The following is a 17,383-nucleotide window of genomic DNA, read 5'->3' on the forward strand; positions in this document are numbered from 1 at the left end:
GTGCGGCGGGTGGCGGCACGGCGGGCTCTGCCACTGCGACCATGGGTGGGGCCACGTCGGCCACCTCGCGTGTGATGTCGATCTGCGATTCATCGATGACGAAGCAGCACACGGCCACGATGTCGTCGGGGTCGCAGGTGGTGGCCAGCCGCACGGTCAGCTGGTCGTTGCTGCGCGTGCGCGTCAGCACGGTGCCGAGGTTGGCCAGCTCGCCGGCGAGCAGCTCGCACTCGCTGTCGGACAGGCGCGCGAAGCGCACGACCAGCACGCCGTCGCTGCTACTGCCGCCTTCATCGGCCGGCGCAGCGGCTTGAACGACAGGCGCCGGTGCGGGCGCGGGTGCCGGCACCGGTGCGGCGGCGGCATTGTTCTCCATCGCCAGCTGCTGCAGCACGCCGCAGATGTGGGCGACCCTCTCGGCGTCCGGCTCCTTGCCGGCCTGGTAGGCGGTGAGTTGTTCTTGCAAGGCGTCCTTCGTTTCCAGAAAGGCATCGATCATCGGAGCGCTCAGGTGCAGCTGCCCGTGGCGGGCCCTGTCCAGCAGCGTTTCGAGCACGTGCGTGGTGTGGGTCAAGGCGGTGAAACCGAACGTGGCCGCGCCGCCCTTGATGGAGTGCGCCGCGCGGAAGATGGCGTTGAGCTGCTCGCCGTCGGGCGCCTCGACGTCGAGGTCGAGCAAGAGCTGCTCCATCTCCGCCAGCAGCTCGATGGCTTCGACGAAGAAGGCCTGGGTGAATTGACTGAGGTCCATCTGTGGTGCTCCGGGACCCGCGCTCTTGCGCGAGGCCGCTTCCTTGTTCTTGTTATCCCGCCGTGTGTCCTGCCGCGGTGCGCGCCTGCGCGGCCGGTGGCGGCAGGCCGATGCGCGTGGCGCCGGCGTCGTTGCTGTTCTCGCGCTCGATGCGCTCCTGCGTGCGGTGGTTCAGCAGGATGATGCTGATGCGGCGGTTGATGGGGTTGCGCGGGTCGGCGCGGTCCAGGTGCATGCTGTCGGCCAGGCCGATCACGCGCAGCACCTTGTCCTCGGTCATGCCGCCCGTGACCAGCTCGCGGCGCGAGGCGTTGGCGCGGTCGGCCGAGAGCTCCCAGTTGCCGTACGCGCGGTCGTTGGTGTAGACGATGGCGTCGGTGTGGCCCGACAGCGTGAGCTTGTTGGGCAGGCCGTTGAGCACCGGCGCCAGCTCGCGAAGAATGGCGCGCATGTGCGGCACCACGCGGGCGCTGGCCAGCTCGAACATCGGGCGGTTCTCGCTGTCCACGATCTGCAGGCGCAGGCCTTCGGTGGTGATGTCGATGAGGATCTGCGAGCGGAACTGCTGGAACACCGGGCTCTTCTCGATCAGCTCGTCGAGCTTCTTCTTCATCTCGGCCAGGCGGCTGGCGTCGGCCGCGTCCTCGCTGTCGGCCTCGGTGTGGCGCACCTCGCCCTCGGCGTGCATCACGTCGGCGCCGCCGCCGGGGATCATGCTGGTGCTCATGCTGCTCTTGTCGCCGCCGGCCAGCGCCACGCGCAGCGGCATCCGGAAGTGCTCGGCAATGCCTTCGCGCTGCTTGGGGCTGGAGATCGACAGCAGCCACATCACGAGGAAGAAGGCCATCATGGCCGTCATGAAGTCGGCGTAGGCGATCTTCCAGCCGCCGCCCGCATGGCCGCCGCCGTGCCCGCCGCCGTGGGCGCGCTTGATGATGATGCGGGGCTTCGCGTCGCTCATGGCCGTTAAGGGGTCAGCGTGCCTTGACTTCGCGCACGTGGTCGTCCAGCTCGGTGAACGAGGGGCGCTCGGTCGAGAACAGCACCTTGCGGCCGAACTCCACGGCCAGCTGCGGCGCGTAGCCGTTCAGGCTGGCCAGCAGCGTGACCTTGGCGCACTGGTAGATCTTCATGCCCTCCTCGACCTTCTGCTCGATCAGCGAGGCCAGCGGCGACACGAAGCCGTAGGCCAGCAGCACGCCCAGGAAGGTGCCGACCATGGCGTGCGCAATGAGCGCGCCCATTTCCGACGGCGGCAGGTGGGCCGAGCCCAGCGCATGCACCACGCCCATCACGGCCGCGACGATGCCCAGCGCGGGCAGCGCGTCGCCCACGCGCGAGAGGCTGTGGCCGGGCACAGCCGCCTCGTGGCGGATGGTGTCGATCTCGTGGTCCATGAGGGCCTCGATCTCGTGCGCGTCGGTGTTGCCGCTGATGACCAGGCGCAGGTAGTCGCACAGGAACACGGTGATGCCCTCGTGCGCCAGGATGGTCGGGTAGCGGCCGAAGATCTCGCTTTGCTCCGGCGCTTCCACGTCGGACTCCAGCTTCATCATGCCCTCCTTGCGGGCCTTGGCGAGCAGCTCGTACAGCAGCGCCAGCAGGTCCATGTAGAGCTGGCGGTTGTGCTTCGAGGAACGCAGCAGCAGCGGCAGCTCCCGGATGGTCGCCTTGATGGTCTTGCCGTTGTTGCCCGCGATGAACGCGCCGAGCGCGGAGCCGCCGATCATGAGCAGCTCCACGGGCTGGAACAGCACGCCGAAATGCCCGCCCATGAGGCCGTAGCCGCCGAAGACGGCGCCGATCACCACCAGATATCCCACCAGTACCAGCACGCGCTTCCCCTATGCCCTGAGGCGTCCAAAACAAAAAACCCGCGCCGGGCGCCGGGGCACTTTCACGAGACGGCGCCGCCGATGTCGAGCACCGGGCCGCCGGCAATGAGGCCGCCGCGGCGCACCGGTTCGAGCTTGGGCTTGCGCGCCTTGCCCGCGCGCGAAGGCGGGCGGCACAGCACGCACACGTAGCCGTGCTTGTGGTCGTGGGCATGCGCCACGAAGTGGCCGCCGCAGCGGCTGCACGGGCTCAGCTGCAGCATGTCGCTGTCGAAGAAACGCACCATGGTCTCGGCGCGCGTGAAGTCGAGCACGACCTCGCTGCCCTGCGACTCGACCTGCTCGGCGTACAGGCGGTAGGCCTTGATGAGCGCGGGCAGTTCGCCCTCGCCGGCCTCGTCGCGCATGAAGCGGTAGATGTTGTAGAACATCGACGAGTGGATGTTGGCCAGCCAGGTCATGTACCAGTCGGTGGAGAACGGCAGCAGGCCCTTGGGCGGCGAGACGCCCTTGAGTTCCTTGTACAGGCGGATCAGGCGTTCGCGGCTGAGCGCGACCACGGCCTCCAGGAACTGCAGGCGCGCACCCAGGCCGATGAGCTCGACCGCGAGCTGCACCTGCCGCACCTCGCCCAGGATGCTCTTGGCAGTCATGCGCTGGCCGAACCTGCTTTGCGCATCTGCGGCTGGGCTTGGGCCTGTGCCTGGCGCGCGCTCATCAGGATCGACATGTGGGCCTGCTGCAGCGCGGGCTCCTTGCCCTCGCCGACCACGGCAAACATGGGCCGGTCGTCCAGGCGGAAGCTGCACAGCAGGAAGTTGGACGCGGCCAGCTTCACGATCTGGCTGAGCGACATGTTCATGAGCAGATCGGCCAGCTCGCGCCCCACGCCGAGACGGAACATGGCTTCCGCCCGGTCCCGCTTCACGAGCTTCTGCGCGAGCAGCATGTAGGCCAGATTGATCTCGCCGATTTCCTTCGAAATCACGCCGCCTGCGTTGACATTGCAATTTTCCACGTCTACTTCCATTTCCGATTCCATGTCGACTCCGCACGTCCATCCAACATGTATACATTATATACACACTTATTTACACTTCGAAGACAAAGTAGATCAAAAAGTAAAAGGGTTTTGACACGGTTTCCGACGGAAGGCTTCAGACCTCCCTCTGAGGAAGCGGTTTCAGTCCTGGCACCGACGCGCGGTCACATAGCGCAAGCAATTGTTACGAGCGTGCGTGTTCCGGCAATTGGAAATCCCCTCGCCAATTGAATTTATAAAGACTATCGAACGCAGCCGAGCGTTAATCGGCGGCTTTATTCAGGGTCTTTCAATAGGTCAATGACTTTCCATAGAACAACCGCCGATCAAGGCGCCGCCGCCTCGGCGCCGCCTTCCAGCCGGTGAATCCAGGCCATCACTTCCGCGACCGCCTGGTACAGCTGCGGCGGGATCTGGCGGTCGAGGTCGATCTGCATCAACAGCTTCACAAGGTCGGCCGACGCATGCACGTAGAGCCCGTGCGCGCGCGCCTCGCGCAGGATCGATTCGGCCACCACGCCGTAGCCCTTGGCGACGACGACGGGGGCCTTGCGCGTGTCCGCGTGCGAGAGCACGACGGCGCTGTGGCGGTTGCGAAGCTCTTCAGTCATGCCACCGCCTTCTCCGTGACCTGCAACTGCTGCAGCTGAAGCCCGACAGCCTCGAAGCGTTGCGCGAGCCGGCCGGCGTCGCCGCGCAGGCGGGCCACGGTGGCGTGCTCGCGCGCCTGCAGCTGCGCCTGCACGGTCGGGCCGCTGAGGCTCAGGCGCAGGTCGACTTCGCCCAGGCGCGGCAGCACGAGCGACACGGTGGTCGACCAGCGGCGCGCGGCTTCTTCTTCGATGGGTTTGCCTTCGCGTGCGCCGGACCCGGCGGGGTCTTCCTCGATGGTCCACGCCATCGGCACCTCGGGCCAGGCGTGGCCGCTCCAGCGGAACGCGGCGCTGGCCAGCAGGTCGAGCTGCTGGTGCACGACGGTGACGGCTTGCGGATGGATCACTTCGGCGCTGCGCGGGGCCGGCGGGCTCGCGACGTCGACTGCAGCACGCGCGTGTTCTGCGATGCGGGGCGCAGGCATTTCCGGCGCGGGATCGGAGAGGCCGTAAGCCGCCTGCACGCGCGCTGCATCCGGTGCGGGCGCGGCGGTGGTCTCGCTGCGCGCAACCGCACGCGCTGCTTGCGCGATGTCGGCTTCCGGCGCGTCGACCTGCGGGGCCTGCGCCTGCGCATTCGGCGCGGGCGGCGTCGCGACATCGACCGCAGCCAGCGCCGTCGCCGCAGCCACCACGCCCTGCCCTGCTGCCGCCGTTGTCGTCGTCGTCGCCACCATCACCGGACTCGCCCAGCGCGCCTGCGGCTCCCGCGCCATCTGCGCGAGCGTGCGCGTGCCGGCCGCGAATTCGGCCAGGTGTGATTCGTAGAACAGCCCGCTGTCCGCCACCGTCTGCGCCAGCGTGCCCGCGAGCGCCGCGGTGTTCGTGCCCTGGCGCGCGACGGGCAGCAGCAACGGCGCCTCGCCCCGCACCGGCCCCGGCGCGGCCTGCAGGTCGGCCAACACCGCGCCGATCACGCGCGCGGCCAGCGACAGGCGGGTGTCGATCGAAGGCGGCGCGCCGCCCGCGGGCGGCGCAGCCACCTCGCCACCGGACGCGCCCGAGGGCACCAGCCGGTCCAGCGCCGCGCGCGACGGCAGGCGCACGTCGTTCGCCGTCTTCGGCACGGCCACCGCCGCACCGGGCGCACCGACCGCGGTCTCCGGCCGCAGGCCGAGCAGGTCGAGCGGCGGCGTCAGGCGCGCGGCCCTCAGTGCGTCGATCAGTCCGGTGAGTCCCAGCATGGCCACGGTGGTGTCGTCCTGTCGGTTCGCGTCAGTGCGCGAGGCCGTAGGCCTTGCCCAGGTTCTTCTGGTGGTTGAGCGAATCCATGCGGCGGATCAGGTCGTCGAGTTGCGGCTTGATGAGCCCCGACAGCTCGGCCTGCTCGGTGCAGATGCGCTCGAGCAGGCGCAGCACCAGGTCGCGCTGCGCGGGCTCCAGCGACGCCAGCGGCTGGATCGCCTTCAGGCGTTCGACCGACGCCGAACAGCGGGCCTCCAGCTCGGGCAGCTGCCCCCATTCCTTGGCACGGGCCAGCGCCAGCATCGTCGAGATGCACGCAGCCAGCTGCTCGTAGCAATGGACGATCTCGCTGCGCACGGCCATCTGTTCCTGCCCCCAGGTCACGCTCTGCATCATCAGTTGGAAGGCCTGTCGTCGATCTCGCGCCAGGCGGACGCCAGGTGGTCGAGCAGGCGGTCGGCCTCGTCCAGCGCCTGCACGTCGTTGCGCAGGTTGGCCAGCAGCAGGCGCTGCACGACGTAGTCGTACAGCGACGAGAGGTTGCCGACGATGTCGCCGCCGGCCTCGCCGGCCGCCTCGGCGTCGAGGCTGGCCTTCAGGCCGTTGTCGACGATGTTGATCGCCTTCGAAATCGCCTGCCCCTTGGCGCCGATGTCGCCGGCCGTCATGTGCAGGCGCGCCGCGCCGATGGCGGTCTTCGCGCCGTCGAACAGCATGTGGATCAGTTGCAGCGGCGACGCGCTCATGGCGCGCGTCTCCACGCCGACGCGCGCGTAGACGCCGGCACCGGTGCGGGAGTGGTGAGAGCTGTACATGTCGCTTCCTGTCCTCAGCCCTTGCTGGCGTTCATCGCGTCGAACTGCTGCGCGAGGTATTTCAGCGTGCCGTTCATCTTGTTCATCGCCACGTCCAGCTGCACGAACTGCTTGCGATAGCGCTCCACCGTCGCGTCGGCGCGCTCCTTCATCGCGGTGTACTGGGTGTCCAGCTGCTTGAGCGAGCTCGTCACGCCGTCGGTGGCGACCTTGAGCGCGCCCTTGGTGCCGGTGAGGTCGTCGACCAGCGCCGTCAGCTGCTTGCCGTAGCCGGCGGTGCTGCCGGTGCCGCTGGATAACAGCTTCGCCACGCCCTCCAGGTTGGTGTCGATGGCCTTGTCGAGCTTGTCGTTGTCGATCGCCAGCGTACCGTCCTTCTGGAACGAGATGCCGATGGACGTGAGCACCTTCAGGTCGTTCGGGCCGCCCACCTGCGGTGCGACCAGCGCTTGGCGGATGCGCGTCTGCAGGTTGCGCAGGGTCGAGTCGCCCACCAGCGGCGCGGCGGCCTTGGCGTCGGTGTCGAAGGCCGTGAGCGACTTCGCGGTGCTCTGCAGCGCGTTGTAGGCCTTCACGAAATCGGTGATGGCCGTCTTCACCGACGTCGTGTTGGCCTTCATCACCAGGCTGAGCTTGCCGGTCTGCACCAGCGTGAGCGTGGTGCCCTGGATGGCGTCGGTCACCGAGTTGCTCGTGCTGGTGACGGCGATGTTGTTGACGGTGAGCTTGGCGTTCTGCGCCGCGGCGGTCTGCTTCAGGTTCTGCGTGCCGGCGGGGTCGTTGCCCAGCAGGCTCTGCAGCGCGGCGTCGCCGTCCACCGAGATGCGCATGGCCGAGGCCTCGCCGGTCTGCGTGGAGGTGAGTACGAGCCGGTTGGGCGTGCCGCTGCCGTCGTTCACGATGGTGGCCGACACGCCCGCGTTGGCCGCGTTGATCGCATCGCGGATGCCGCCCAGCGTGTTGTTGGTCGCATCGATGGTGATCGGCTTGGCCGTGCGCGTCGCGTCCTTGTCGAAGGTGGCGCCGGTGTACTGGCCGGTCACCGGGTCCAGCGTGCCGCCGGACACCTTGCCGAAGTCGATGGTGATCTTGCCGCTGCCGATCGCGGCGGTGGTGCTGGCCTGGCCCTTCGCGATGACCGACTGCGCCTGTGCGAGCTGCGAGATGTCGATGGCATAGGTGCCGACCGAGCGCGGGTCGGTGCCGCTCGCCGCCAGGATGCCGCTCACGCTGGGCGTGCCGGTGATGGCCTGGAACAGCGCCGGGTCGCCCAGCTTCTTGGCAGCGGCCTGGATGCCGGTGAGCGCGCTTTGCAGCGTGCCGTAGGCCGAGAGCTTGCTGTTGTAGCTGGTCTGCTTGGCCTTCAGGGCCACCAGCGGCTGGTTCTCCGCGGTCTGCAGCTGGGTGAGCAATGCGCCCAGGTCAAGGTTGGCGCCAACGCCGATGCTGCTGATCGATGCCATGTCGGGGGTGTCCTGAAATGCGAATGAAATGAAGAGGTCTGGAGCGGGTCGTGATCAGGCTTGCTGGCTCACCAGAAGCCCGGCCTGCCGGTCCATGACCTTGGCGATGCGAACGACCTCTTCGGTCGGAATCTGGCGAATGACTTCGCCGTTGCTGCGGTCGACCACCTTGACGATGAGCTTGTCGGTGTCGCGGTCGACCTCGAACTGCAGGCTGATCGAGCGGCTCTCCAGCGAGGCATTGACGGACTTCACCGCCATCTCGATCTGCACCGGCGTCGCCTCCTCGACCTCGGCCTCGGCCTTGCGCAGTGCGGTGGCCTCGGCGGCAGCCGCAGCAGCGCCGCCGGTGCGGCCGGCAAGCAGTTGCTGCAGCCAGGGGCTTTCCACGGCGGAGGCGGCGGGTACGGGCTGGGACATGGTCTGCGTTCTTCTTCTGGAGTTCGTTGTCCTGTGCGGCCTCGCCACAAGCGTGGCCGCACAGGACAACGCAGGCGGCTTCGGGTCGCCCCGAAGGCCTGCGAGCAAAAAGCAAGACACCGGGCGCCGCCCTCGCGAGGGGCGCCCGGCGGTCTTAGCGAATCAACGCAGCAGCGACAGCACGCCTTGCGTGGTCTGGTTCGCCTGTGCCAGCACCGAGGTACCGGCCTGCTGCAGGATCTGCGCGCGCGTCATGTTCGACACTTCCACGGCGTAGTCCGAGTCTTCGATGCGCGAACGCGACGACGACAGGTTGGTGATGGTGGTGCCGAGGTTGGCGATCACCGAGTCGAAACGGTTCTGCACCGCACCCAGCGAGGAGCGCAGCTTGTCGACCTTCGACAGGGCGGCGTCCAGGGCCTTGAGAGGGTCGACCGTCGAGGTCTTGCCGCTGCGGGCGTTCAGCGTGAAGGCGCCAGCCTTGGCCGAATCGGCGTAGACCGCATTGCCAGCGCCGTCGGTCACTGCGCCGTTGCTGTGCACGCTGTAGGTCGACACGGTGGTGAGCGAGTTGCCGAGCGAGCCGTCGGCGCCCACGTAGGCGCCAGCAACCGTGCCGCCAGCAGTGATCGTGACACCTGCCACGCCGCCGATGGTCGATGCCAACACGGCGGTACCAGCACCCGCGGCCAGCTTGTCGTTCAGCGCAGCGGCCGAGATTTCGTCGCCGGTCACGTCGAAGTTGGCTGCACCGGCAGTGGCCGTGTAGGTGGTGCCGCCGACCTTGATGGTGCCGCCCGTGCCGGCAGCAGCCGCCATGCTGGTGGTCAGGCTGGTCAGCGTGGCTGCCGTACCCGTACCGCCTGCGTTGTTCTGCGTCAGGTTGCCAGCCGTGTCCACCCACAGCGCGGAGCCGTCGGTCGCCGTGATGGTGCCAGCGCTGTCGATCTTCACGTCCAGCGAGTTGCCGCCGATGGTGACCGTGGCGGTCTTGCTCGCGCCCGCTGCGGGCTGGAGCGAAGCGATCGTGGCAGCGTTCGTGCGACCCGTTTCACCGAAGGTGAAGGCGGACTTTGCAGCGTTGTAGGTGTAGGTGGAACCTGCGGTGACGACCGAGTCGCCCGCCTTGGCGCCCGCCAGCAGCTGGCTGCGCGTGGCCAGCGTGTTGGTCGCCGTGACGTCGTACTTCTGCGTGCCGTTGACCGGTGCGCCGTTGGCGACAGCGCCAGCCAGCGTCAGGTCGTCCTTGGTGGCGGCCTTGTTCAGCGTGCCCGTGCCGTTCACGTTGAAGCTTTCCAGACCCAGGGTCTTGGCGCTGATTTCCTGCAGGTCGATGTCGATGGTTTCGCCATCGTTCGCACCCACTTGCACCGTCAGCTTGCCGGCGTTGGCCGACAGGACCTTCACGCCGTTGAACTGGGTCTGTTCCGACACGCGGTTGATTTCGTCCAGGCGCTGGCCGATTTCCGACTGGATCGAGTCCAGGTCGGTGGCCGAGTTGGTGCCGGTGGCGGCTTGCACCGACAGGTCGCGGATGCGCTGCAGGTTGTTGTTGACTTCGGTCAGCGCGCCTTCGGTGGTCTGCGCGATCGAGATGCCGTCGTTGGCGTTGCGCGCGGCTTGCGTCAGGCCCTTGATGTTGGCGGTGAAGCGGTTGGCGATGGCCTGGCCGGCGGCGTCGTCCTTGGCGCTGTTGATGCGCATGCCGGAAGACAGGCGCTCGATGGCCGTGTTCAGGGCCGATTGCGACTTGTTGAGGTTGTTCTGCGTGAGAAGAGAAAGGCTGTTCGTATTGATGACTTGCGCCATGTTCGACTCCTGATTGACAAAAGGTTGTGGACTCCGGCCATCGGCCGTAACGCTGGACCCGCTTCCACGGTGAGACTCAAGCCATCGTTGAAGGGGATATCGGCGGGTGTCCGCAAACCTTTAGGGCCGCAACGAAAAAAGTTCTACGTTGCCGCCCTCTGCCTCGTCATGCCTGCATGCTCATGATTTCCTGGTAGGCCGTCACCAGCCGGTTGCGCACCTGCAGCCCGGTCTGGAACGCCACGTTGGCCTTCTGCAGGTCGACCATCACGTCGTTGAGCGCCACGCCGGGCTTGCCCAGCTCGAACGATTCGGCCTGCGCATAGGCCTGCTGCTGCGCGCCGCTGATGTTGGCGAGCGAGCGCTGCAGCTCGGCCGCGAAGCCGCCCGCACCGGCCGGTGCAGAGGTCGCGGGCCCCATGCCGCTGGCGAGCGCGGTGGCGCGCATCTGCTGCAGGACGGATTCGATGGCATTGATGGACATGGGGAAAAGTTCACTTCCAGCTGACTTGACACGGAGCGCGCGAGCGCTCCAACCGGCAGGCAGCGTATCAAGGGAAGACCCCCATTCAAACGCGCAACTGAGGGCAAAACCCCCGGCTGTTCGACCGATCGAATTCCCCATCGCCTGCTGACAATCGTTCGCGAAACCACAGGCCGCGCACGACGTCGCCGGCCACCGGCATGACATCCCAACACCGAATTTCTTCTCTCACTCCGGCGCCGGCCCTGCGCGGCGCAACGGCCCCGGCGAAGGCGCGCCGATGAGCACGGCCGCGCCCACGGGCGGCCTGGCGGCGGGCGCCAACGGCCTGCCCCCGATGCTGGAACGCATGCGCGCGCAGCCCCGCCTCCCGCTGATCATTGGCGCCGCGGCGCTGGCGACGGTGGCGGCCGCTTTCTTCCTGTGGAGCCGCGGCCCCGACTACAAGGTGCTCTACACCAACGTGTCGGACCGCGACGGCGGCGCGATCATCGCGTCGCTGCAGCAGATGAACGTGCCCTACAAGTTCGCCGAGGGCGGCGGCGCGATCCTCATCGCGGGCGACAAGGTCGCCGAGACGCGCCTGAAGCTCGCGGCCCAGGGCCTGCCCAAGGCCGGCGGCGTGGGCTTCGAACTGATGGACAACCAGAAGTTCGGCACCAGCCAGTTCGCCGAGCAGGTCAACTACCAGCGCGGGCTCGAAGGCGAGCTGGCGCGTTCCATCGAATCGATCGGCAGCATCGAGGCCGCGCGCGTGCACCTGGCGCTGCCCAAGCCGTCGCTGTTCGTGCGCGACCAGAAGAAGCCTTCGGCCTCGGTGGTGCTCACGCTGATGCGCGGGCGCAGCATCGACGAAGGCCAGGTGAGCGCCATCGTGCACATGGTGTCCAGCAGCGTGCCCGACCTGGACGCCAAGAGCGTCACGGTGGTCGACCAGCGCGGCAACCTGCTGTCGTCGGCGCGCGGCACCAGCCAGGGGCTGGACGTGAGCCAGCTCAAGTACGCGCAGGAGATCGAGCAGGGCTACGTGCGCCGCATCGAAGCCATTCTTCAGCCGCTGGTGGGCGCGAGCAACGTGCGCGCGCAGGTCGCGGCCGAGATCGACTTCTCGGTGGTGGAGCACACCGACGAGAAGTACCGGCCCAACCAGGACCCGGCGCAGGCCGCGATCCGCAGCCAGCAGTCCAGCGAATCGGCGCAGCACAACGGCGCACCGCCGGGCGGCGTGCCGGGCGCGCTGTCGAACCAGCCGCCGGTGAACCCGACGGCGCCGATCACGGCGCCCAAGCCACCGAACGCACCAGGCGCACCGAACTCGCCCGCCGCGCCCGCCGCCGCACCGGCCGGCCCGAGCAACACGCGCAAGGACGTCACCACCAACTACGAACTCGACCGCACCATCCGCCACGTGCAGCAGGCCGCCGGTGGCGTGAAGCGCCTGTCGGTCGCCGTGGTGGTGAACCACCGCGACACGGTCGATGCCGCGGGCAAGACCAGCGCCCGCGCGCTCGCGCCGGCCGAGCTGGAGCAGATCCGCAACCTCGCCAAGGAAGCGATGGGCTTCAGCCAGGAGCGCGGCGATTCGCTCAACGTGGTCAACAGTGCCTTCGCCCGCGACGGCGACAGCGAGGCCGGCCCCGCGCCCGACGTGCCGTTCTGGCGCGACCGCGACAACCTCGCGTTCGGCAAGACGCTGGTCCCCTACCTGCTCATCGGCCTGCTCGCGCTCTTCGCCTGGTTCGCCGTCGGGCGTCCGCTGATGCGCCGGCACCTGGCCGCGCCGCCGCCCGCCCAACCCGTGGCCGATGCAACTGCCGTGGCCACCACCGGCACGGCCCCGGCCGAGCCCGAAGAAACATTGCAGCAGCGCGAGTCCGCACGCCAGAAGGCCGACATGGACTACGCCCAGCAGACCGCCGACAAGGACCCCAAGCTCGTGGCCGCCCTGATCCAGCACTGGATGCACTCCGATGACTAGCAGCGAAGCAGGCACCCGCAAGAGCGCCATCCTGCTCATGGCGCTCGGCGAAGACCGCGCCGCCGCCGCGCTGCACCTGCTGCCCACCTCCGAGGTGCAGGCGCTGGGCCTGGCCATGTCCAAGCTGAGCGCGGTCTCGCGCGACGAGCTGGCCTCGGTGCTGGCCGAGTTCCGCCAGGAGACCGAGCAGCTGTCGGCGCTGCACCTGGGCTCCACCAGCTACATCCGCGCGGTGCTCAAGAAGGCGCTGGGCGACGACCGCGCGAGCAATCTGCTCGAGGACATCCTGCAGCCCGACGAGCCGCACGGCGGCATCGAGCGCCTGAACGAACTCGAGGCCGGCGAGGTGGCCGAACTCATCCGCGACGAGCACCCGCAGATCCTCGCAACGCTCTTGGTGCACCTGGACCGCATGAAGGCCTCGGAAGTGCTCGAGAAGTTGCCCGCGCGCCTGCGCCACGACGTGATCATGCGCGTGGCCACCTTCGGCGGCGTGCAGCCGTCGGCGCTCAACGAACTCACCGAGGTGCTGACCGAGATGCTCGCGGGCCAGGGTCTGCGCCGCAGCCGCCTGGGCGGCGTGCGCACCGCGGCCGAGATCGTCAACCTGATGAGCACCACGGTCGAAGAAGAAGCCATTGCCCATGTGCGCGAGCAGGACGAGGCGCTGGCCCAGCGCATCGTCGACGAGATGTTCGTGTTCGAGAACCTGCTGGGCCTGGAAGACCGCAGCATCCAGCGCCTGCTCAAGGACATCGAGAGCGACTCGCTCATCATCGCGCTCAAGGGCGCGCCGCTGGAGCTGCGCGACAAGTTCCTCAGCAACATGTCGCAGCGCGCCGCAGAAACGCTGCGCGAGGACATGGAGCTGCGCGGCCCCGTGCGCGTGTCGCAGGTCGAGACCGAACAGAAGGCCATCCTGCAGGTCGCCCGCCGTCTGGCGGACGCCGGCGAGATCGTGATCGCGGCGCCTGGCACCGATGACTTCGTCTGACCCCGGCGCCTTCGGCGCCTCCAACAGTTCGCGCGAGCGCCTCGCCGCCATCCACGCGGCGGCGCGCCAGGCCGGCGCCGGCACGCCCGCGCTGTCGGCGTGGGAACGCTGGGAGATGGGCACGCTCGATGGCAAGGCGCCTTCGGGCACGGCGCTTTCGCGTCACACGGCGCAGCGCCCTTCTCCACCACCCACGCCTCCCGCACCGAAGGTCGACCTCGCCGAGCTGGCCCGCATCCGCAAGGAAGCACGCACCGCGGGCGAAGCCGAAGGCCGCGCCGCCGGGCTGGCCGAAGGCCGCCAGGTCGGCCACACCGAAGGCCTGGCCACCGGCCTCGCCGCCGCCAGCGTGCATGCCGAACGCCTGCGCGCACTGGCCCGTTCGCTGCCCGAGGCGCTGCGCGGTGCCGAGGCCGAACTGGCCGAAGCCGTACTGGCGCTCGCGCTCGACGTGGCGCGCCAGGTGGTGCACCGCACCTACCAGGCCGAGCCCGAGTGGGTGCTGCCGCTGGTGCGCGACCTGCTGCATGCCGAACCCGCGCTGCGCGGCGAACCGCGCCTGCTGCTGCATCCCGACGACCTGGCGCTGGTGAAGAACAGCCTGGGCAGCGAGATCGAGGCGGCCGGCTGGCAGCTGCGTGCCGACGACAGCCTGGCGCGCGGCGGTTGCCGCGTGCAGTCGGCCACGGGCGAGCTGGACGCCAGCCTGGCCACGCGCTGGGAGCGCGTGGGTGCGGCGCTGCGTGGCGACGCTTCCTGAGCCGATGCAGACGACGGCCACCAACCCTCATCTGAACAGCGTGCGCGCCGTGCTGGAACAGGCGCGCGCCGACGTCGCCCGCAGCACGACCACCACCGCCTCGGGCCGCCTCACGCGCGCCGTCGGCCTCGTGCTCGAAGCCGTCGGCCTGCAGCTGCCTGTGGGCAGCGACTGCCTCATCGAGCTGCCGCCCGGCCATCCGCAGCGCCATGCCGAGGCCGAAGTGGTGGGCTTCGCGGGCGACCGCCTCTTCCTCATGTCGCAGACCGAGGTGGCGGGCCTGCTGCCCGGCGCGCGCGTGTTCGCGCGGCCCGGCCTGCGCGAGCCCGGTGCGACTGGCGACGCCCACACCAAGCGCCTGCCCGTGGGCGAAGGCATGCTGGGCCGCGTGGTCGATGCGGCCGGCCGCCCGCTCGACGGGCTGGGCCCGCTCGACGTGGCGCGCCAGGTGCCGCTGGCGGCGCCGCCGATCAACCCGCTCTCGCGCGCGGCCATCGACTCGGTGCTCGACGTGGGCGTGCGCGCCATCAACGCGATGCTCACCGTCGGCCGCGGCCAGCGCATGGGCCTGTTTGCCGGCTCGGGCGTGGGCAAGAGCGTGCTGCTGGGCATGATGGCGCGCTACACCAGTGCCGAGGTGATCGTGGTCGGCCTCATCGGCGAGCGCGGTCGCGAGGTGAAGGACTTCATCGAGAACACGCTGGGCGAAGAGGGCCTGGCCCGCGCCGTGGTCGTGGCCGCGCCGGCCGACAACTCGCCGCTGCTGCGTTTGCAGGGTGCGGCCTACGCCACCTGCCTGGCCGAGTACTTTCGCGACCAGGGCAAGAACGTGCTGCTCATCATGGATTCGCTCACGCGCTACGCGATGGCGCAGCGCGAGATCGCGCTGGCCGTGGGCGAACCGCCCGCCACCAAGGGCTACCCGCCCTCGGTGTTCGCGCGGTTGCCCGCCTTGGTGGAGCGTGCCGGCAACGGCGCGCGCGACGCGCAGGGACGCGGCGGCTCGATCACGGCCTTCTACACCGTGCTGTCTGAAGGCGACGACCAGCAGGACCCGATCGCCGATTCGGCGCGCGCGATCCTGGACGGCCACGTTGTGCTCTCGCGCACGCTGGCCGAAGCGGGGCACTACCCGGCCATCGACATCGAGGCTTCGATCAGCCGCGCCATGACGTCGCTGATCGCGCCCGCGCAGTTCGACACCGTGCGCCGCTTCAAGCAGATGCTGTCGCGCTACCAGCGCAACCGCGACCTGATCAGCGTCGGCGCCTACGCGCCGGGGCACGACCTGCAGCTGGACCAGGCGATCGCGATGTACCCGCGCATCGAGGCCTTCCTGCAGCAGTCGATGCACGAACGCACCGGCTACGAGGAGGCCATCGCCCACATGGACAGCCTGTTCACGAACATACCTTCCCCAGGACGCCCATGAGCAGCAGCAAGCTCCCCCTCGGCATGCTCATCGACCTGGCGCAGAGCCAGACCGACGACGCCGCGCGCCGCCTGGGCGCGCTGCAAAGTGCGCACCTGAGCGCGCAGCAGAAGCTCGAGCTGCTGCTGCAGTACCGCCAGGACTACCACGCGCAGCTGGACACGCTGATGCGCGGCGGCCTGCCGTCGTCGCAGTGGCGCAACTACCGCAACTTCCTCGGCACGCTCGACCACGCGATCGCGCAGCAGCGCGCCATCGCCGAGCGGGCCGGGCACCAGCTCGACCGGGGCCGCACCGACTGGCAGCGCGAGAAGCGCCGCCTCAGCTCATTCGACACGCTGGCCGATCGCGTGCGCGCGCAGGAGCTGATGGCGCAGGCCAAGCGCGAACAGCGCGACAGCGACGAACGCGCCGCCCGCCAGTTCTTCGACCGCGCCTCGCACCCCACCCACTGAATCTCCTCCAGGAACCGACATGCCTCCCATGATCCCGCCGTCCGTCACGCCTGCCGCCTCCTCGCCGGTCGCGCAGGGCGGCGCACGTGGCCGCAGCAACGCCGACGAGGCGCAGGGCCGCGCGTTCGGTGCTGCGCTCGAACGTTCGCGCACGAGCCAGGCCGAGAAGGCGTCGGATGCCGACACCGTAGTGGCGGATGCCAAGCCGCTGCGCAAGACGGAGCTTGCGGAAGAGGTGCGGGATGCACAGCCTGCGGAGCCGGATCTTGCTTTTCTCGCAGCCGCCGTCACGCCGCAACAGGCGTTGGTGCTTGCGGGAGGTGCGACCACGCAGGGCAGCGGTGCGCCAGAAACCTCACTGGCGCCGGTCACGCCTGACGCGCAAGCCGGCCTGCCTGCTAGCACGGTCCGCCTGAGCAGCGAAGCCGCCACCACGCCCGCGCCCGCTATCGCCACCGAAGACGCTTCCGCCCCCACCGCAACCGCCGCAGCACAAGGCGCAGCGCCCGAAGCCGACAACGCGACGCCGCCTTCGCTGTACGAGATCGTGCGTGCCGCCGTGGCCGCGCAGCCGATGGCTGTCGATGGCAAGAAGCCGGCGACCGCACCGGCCGGCCCACCCGTCGGCACCGCCGCACCGCGCACCGTGAGCGCCACCACCACCGAACAGCTCGCAGCCGCCGCGCAAGCCCAGCCTGCCGGCGACGCGAAGCCCGCGACAGCGGACGCCGCTCCTGTCGCCGCCGTGTCGGCGGGCACCTCGGGCGACGACGCAGCGGCGCCGTCCACCGCGCCGTTCGCGCTGCAACAACCCACGACCGTCTCCACTGAGCGCACGACCGAAAGCCCCGCCGCACGCCCCGCCGTGCACACGCTCGCCCCCGAAGTCGGCAGCGAGAAATGGGCGCCCGCACTCGGCCAGCAGCTCGCGCGCATGAGCCTCGGCGGCACGCACACGGCCGAGCTGAACCTCAACCCCGCCGGCCTCGGCCCGCTGAAGGTCACGCTGTCGGTCGGCGAGCACCAGGCGCAGGCCGCGTTCGTGTCGGCGCACGAGAGCGTGCGCAAGGCCGTCGAGGCCGCGCTGCCGCAGCTGCGCACCAGCCTGTCGGAGCAGGGCATCACGCTGGGCCAGACCTCGGTGGGCGCGGACACGCGCGCGCCCTTCGGGCAGGACGCCGCGTTTGCGCAGCAACAGCAGCAGCAACACCAACGACAGGGCGCATGGCGACCGCTGGGCACTTCCGCTGCCGCCGACATCGCCCGCACGGCAACGGCAGCACCCCGCCCCGTTGCCACCCCACGCA

At 69.2% G+C, this 17,383-nt stretch carries 19 protein-coding genes; 6 read left to right on the forward strand and 13 right to left on the reverse strand.

What is annotated here, in order from left to right; genetic code table 11:
• From AC07XP_RS30700 to fliE, 13 genes are all read right to left on the reverse strand, one after another.
• Positions 1–751: Hpt domain-containing protein (locus AC07XP_RS30700; RefSeq protein WP_495266792.1), on the reverse strand; the 751-nt coding region annotated here is incomplete at its 3' end.
• A gap of 52 nt (positions 752–803) precedes the next feature.
• On the reverse strand, positions 804–1,712 hold the full coding sequence (gene motB / locus AC07XP_RS30705; RefSeq protein WP_139700362.1) for a flagellar motor protein MotB: 909 nt from the start codon (positions 1,710–1,712) through the stop codon (positions 804–806).
• Between the two features lie 13 nt (positions 1,713–1,725).
• Positions 1,726–2,586, reverse strand: a complete 861-nt coding sequence (gene motA / locus AC07XP_RS30710; protein WP_070061563.1) for a flagellar motor stator protein MotA — start codon at positions 2,584–2,586, stop codon at positions 1,726–1,728.
• 62 nt (positions 2,587–2,648) lie between these two features.
• The gene (flhC, locus tag AC07XP_RS30715; protein WP_070061562.1) at positions 2,649–3,239 is read right to left on the reverse strand and encodes a flagellar transcriptional regulator FlhC; all 591 of its coding nucleotides are present in this window, start codon (positions 3,237–3,239) and stop codon (positions 2,649–2,651) included.
• Positions 3,236–3,604 carry a flagellar transcriptional regulator FlhD gene (gene flhD, locus AC07XP_RS30720; protein WP_370680118.1) on the reverse strand — a complete coding sequence of 123 codons (369 nt, stop codon included), beginning with the start codon at positions 3,602–3,604 and terminating at the stop codon, positions 3,236–3,238. The genes flhC and flhD overlap by 4 nt, the downstream gene beginning before the upstream one ends.
• 350 nt (positions 3,605–3,954) lie before the next feature.
• On the reverse strand, positions 3,955–4,239 hold the full coding sequence (locus AC07XP_RS30725; protein ID WP_495266793.1) for an EscU/YscU/HrcU family type III secretion system export apparatus switch protein: 285 nt from the start codon (positions 4,237–4,239) through the stop codon (positions 3,955–3,957).
• A complete protein-coding gene (gene fliK / locus AC07XP_RS30730) occupies positions 4,236–5,465 on the reverse strand; it encodes a flagellar hook-length control protein FliK (RefSeq protein WP_495266799.1) in 1,230 nt (409 codons plus the stop codon). Before fliK ends, AC07XP_RS30725 begins: the two co-directional genes overlap by 4 nt.
• Positions 5,466–5,496: 31 nt before the next feature.
• Positions 5,497–5,862, reverse strand: coding sequence for a flagellar protein FliT (locus tag AC07XP_RS30735; protein WP_223301366.1), 366 nt, complete (start codon positions 5,860–5,862; stop codon positions 5,497–5,499).
• Positions 5,862–6,281, reverse strand: coding sequence for a flagellar export chaperone FliS (gene fliS, locus AC07XP_RS30740; protein WP_070061560.1), 420 nt, complete (start codon positions 6,279–6,281; stop codon positions 5,862–5,864). Before fliS ends, AC07XP_RS30735 begins: the two co-directional genes overlap by 1 nt.
• Before the next feature lie 14 nt (positions 6,282–6,295).
• Positions 6,296–7,744, reverse strand: a complete 1,449-nt coding sequence (gene fliD, locus AC07XP_RS30745) for a flagellar filament capping protein FliD (RefSeq protein ID WP_495266794.1) — start codon at positions 7,742–7,744, stop codon at positions 6,296–6,298.
• A 54-nt stretch (positions 7,745–7,798) separates the two neighbouring features.
• Entirely contained in the window at positions 7,799–8,164 is a 366-nt protein-coding gene (locus tag AC07XP_RS30750) for a flagellar protein FlaG (protein WP_139700351.1), read from the reverse strand.
• Positions 8,165–8,326: 162 nt separating this feature from the next.
• The gene (locus AC07XP_RS30755) at positions 8,327–9,973 is read right to left on the reverse strand and encodes a flagellin N-terminal helical domain-containing protein (protein ID WP_095744079.1); all 1,647 of its coding nucleotides are present in this window, start codon (positions 9,971–9,973) and stop codon (positions 8,327–8,329) included.
• A 166-nt stretch (positions 9,974–10,139) separates the two neighbouring features.
• Positions 10,140–10,457, reverse strand: a complete 318-nt coding sequence (fliE, locus tag AC07XP_RS30760) for a flagellar hook-basal body complex protein FliE (protein WP_095946630.1) — start codon at positions 10,455–10,457, stop codon at positions 10,140–10,142.
• A gap of 280 nt (positions 10,458–10,737) precedes the next feature.
• On the opposite strand from fliE, the gene fliF reads away from it, so the two are divergent.
• From fliF to AC07XP_RS30790, 6 genes are all read left to right on the forward strand, one after another.
• Positions 10,738–12,435 carry a flagellar basal-body MS-ring/collar protein FliF gene (gene fliF / locus AC07XP_RS30765; protein WP_495266795.1) on the forward strand — a complete coding sequence of 566 codons (1,698 nt, stop codon included), beginning with the start codon at positions 10,738–10,740 and terminating at the stop codon, positions 12,433–12,435.
• Complete coding sequence (gene fliG / locus AC07XP_RS30770) at positions 12,428–13,429, forward strand: flagellar motor switch protein FliG (protein WP_062469343.1); 1,002 nt, start codon at positions 12,428–12,430, stop codon at positions 13,427–13,429. The genes fliF and fliG overlap by 8 nt, the downstream gene beginning before the upstream one ends.
• Positions 13,416–14,189, forward strand: a complete 774-nt coding sequence (fliH, locus tag AC07XP_RS30775) for a flagellar assembly protein FliH (protein WP_495266796.1) — start codon at positions 13,416–13,418, stop codon at positions 14,187–14,189. The genes fliG and fliH overlap by 14 nt, the downstream gene beginning before the upstream one ends.
• A 4-nt stretch (positions 14,190–14,193) precedes the next feature.
• Positions 14,194–15,621 (forward strand): flagellar protein export ATPase FliI, encoded by a 1,428-nt coding sequence (gene fliI, locus AC07XP_RS30780; RefSeq protein ID WP_495266797.1) that lies wholly within the window; start codon positions 14,194–14,196, stop codon positions 15,619–15,621.
• A complete protein-coding gene (gene fliJ, locus AC07XP_RS30785) occupies positions 15,618–16,076 on the forward strand; it encodes a flagellar export protein FliJ (protein ID WP_062469337.1) in 459 nt (152 codons plus the stop codon). Before fliI ends, fliJ begins: the two co-directional genes overlap by 4 nt.
• 19 nt (positions 16,077–16,095) lie before the next feature.
• Positions 16,096–17,383: flagellar hook-length control protein FliK (locus AC07XP_RS30790; RefSeq protein WP_495266798.1), on the forward strand; the 1,288-nt coding region annotated here is incomplete at its 3' end.

It is taken from the genome of Variovorax sp. GW531-E2 (assembly GCF_059423125.1).

What these genes read in the sequence shown, in the direction of transcription:
- fliI (WP_495266797.1), top strand. Translation starts at nt 14,194, where the DNA reads ATGCAGACGACGGCCACCAACCCTCATCTGAACAGCGTGCGCGCCGTG.
- AC07XP_RS30750 (WP_139700351.1), bottom strand. Translation starts at nt 8,164, where the DNA reads ATGTCCCAGCCCGTACCCGCCGCCTCCGCCGTGGAAAGCCCCTGGCTG.
- fliE (WP_095946630.1), bottom strand. Translation starts at nt 10,457, where the DNA reads ATGTCCATCAATGCCATCGAATCCGTCCTGCAGCAGATGCGCGCCACC.
- motB (WP_139700362.1), bottom strand. Translation starts at nt 1,712, where the DNA reads ATGAGCGACGCGAAGCCCCGCATCATCATCAAGCGCGCCCACGGCGGC.
- fliK (WP_495266799.1), bottom strand. Translation starts at nt 5,465, where the DNA reads ATGCTGGGACTCACCGGACTGATCGACGCACTGAGGGCCGCGCGCCTG.
- AC07XP_RS30735 (WP_223301366.1), bottom strand. Translation starts at nt 5,862, where the DNA reads ATGATGCAGAGCGTGACCTGGGGGCAGGAACAGATGGCCGTGCGCAGC.
- fliF (WP_495266795.1), top strand. Translation starts at nt 10,738, where the DNA reads ATGAGCACGGCCGCGCCCACGGGCGGCCTGGCGGCGGGCGCCAACGGC.
- fliD (WP_495266794.1), bottom strand. Translation starts at nt 7,744, where the DNA reads ATGGCATCGATCAGCAGCATCGGCGTTGGCGCCAACCTTGACCTGGGC.
- fliS (WP_070061560.1), bottom strand. Translation starts at nt 6,281, where the DNA reads ATGTACAGCTCTCACCACTCCCGCACCGGTGCCGGCGTCTACGCGCGC.
- fliG (WP_062469343.1), top strand. Translation starts at nt 12,428, where the DNA reads ATGACTAGCAGCGAAGCAGGCACCCGCAAGAGCGCCATCCTGCTCATG.
- AC07XP_RS30725 (WP_495266793.1), bottom strand. Translation starts at nt 4,239, where the DNA reads ATGACTGAAGAGCTTCGCAACCGCCACAGCGCCGTCGTGCTCTCGCAC.
- flhC (WP_070061562.1), bottom strand. Translation starts at nt 3,239, where the DNA reads ATGACTGCCAAGAGCATCCTGGGCGAGGTGCGGCAGGTGCAGCTCGCG.
- fliJ (WP_062469337.1), top strand. Translation starts at nt 15,618, where the DNA reads ATGAGCAGCAGCAAGCTCCCCCTCGGCATGCTCATCGACCTGGCGCAG.
- AC07XP_RS30755 (WP_095744079.1), bottom strand. Translation starts at nt 9,973, where the DNA reads ATGGCGCAAGTCATCAATACGAACAGCCTTTCTCTTCTCACGCAGAAC.
- fliH (WP_495266796.1), top strand. Translation starts at nt 13,416, where the DNA reads ATGACTTCGTCTGACCCCGGCGCCTTCGGCGCCTCCAACAGTTCGCGC.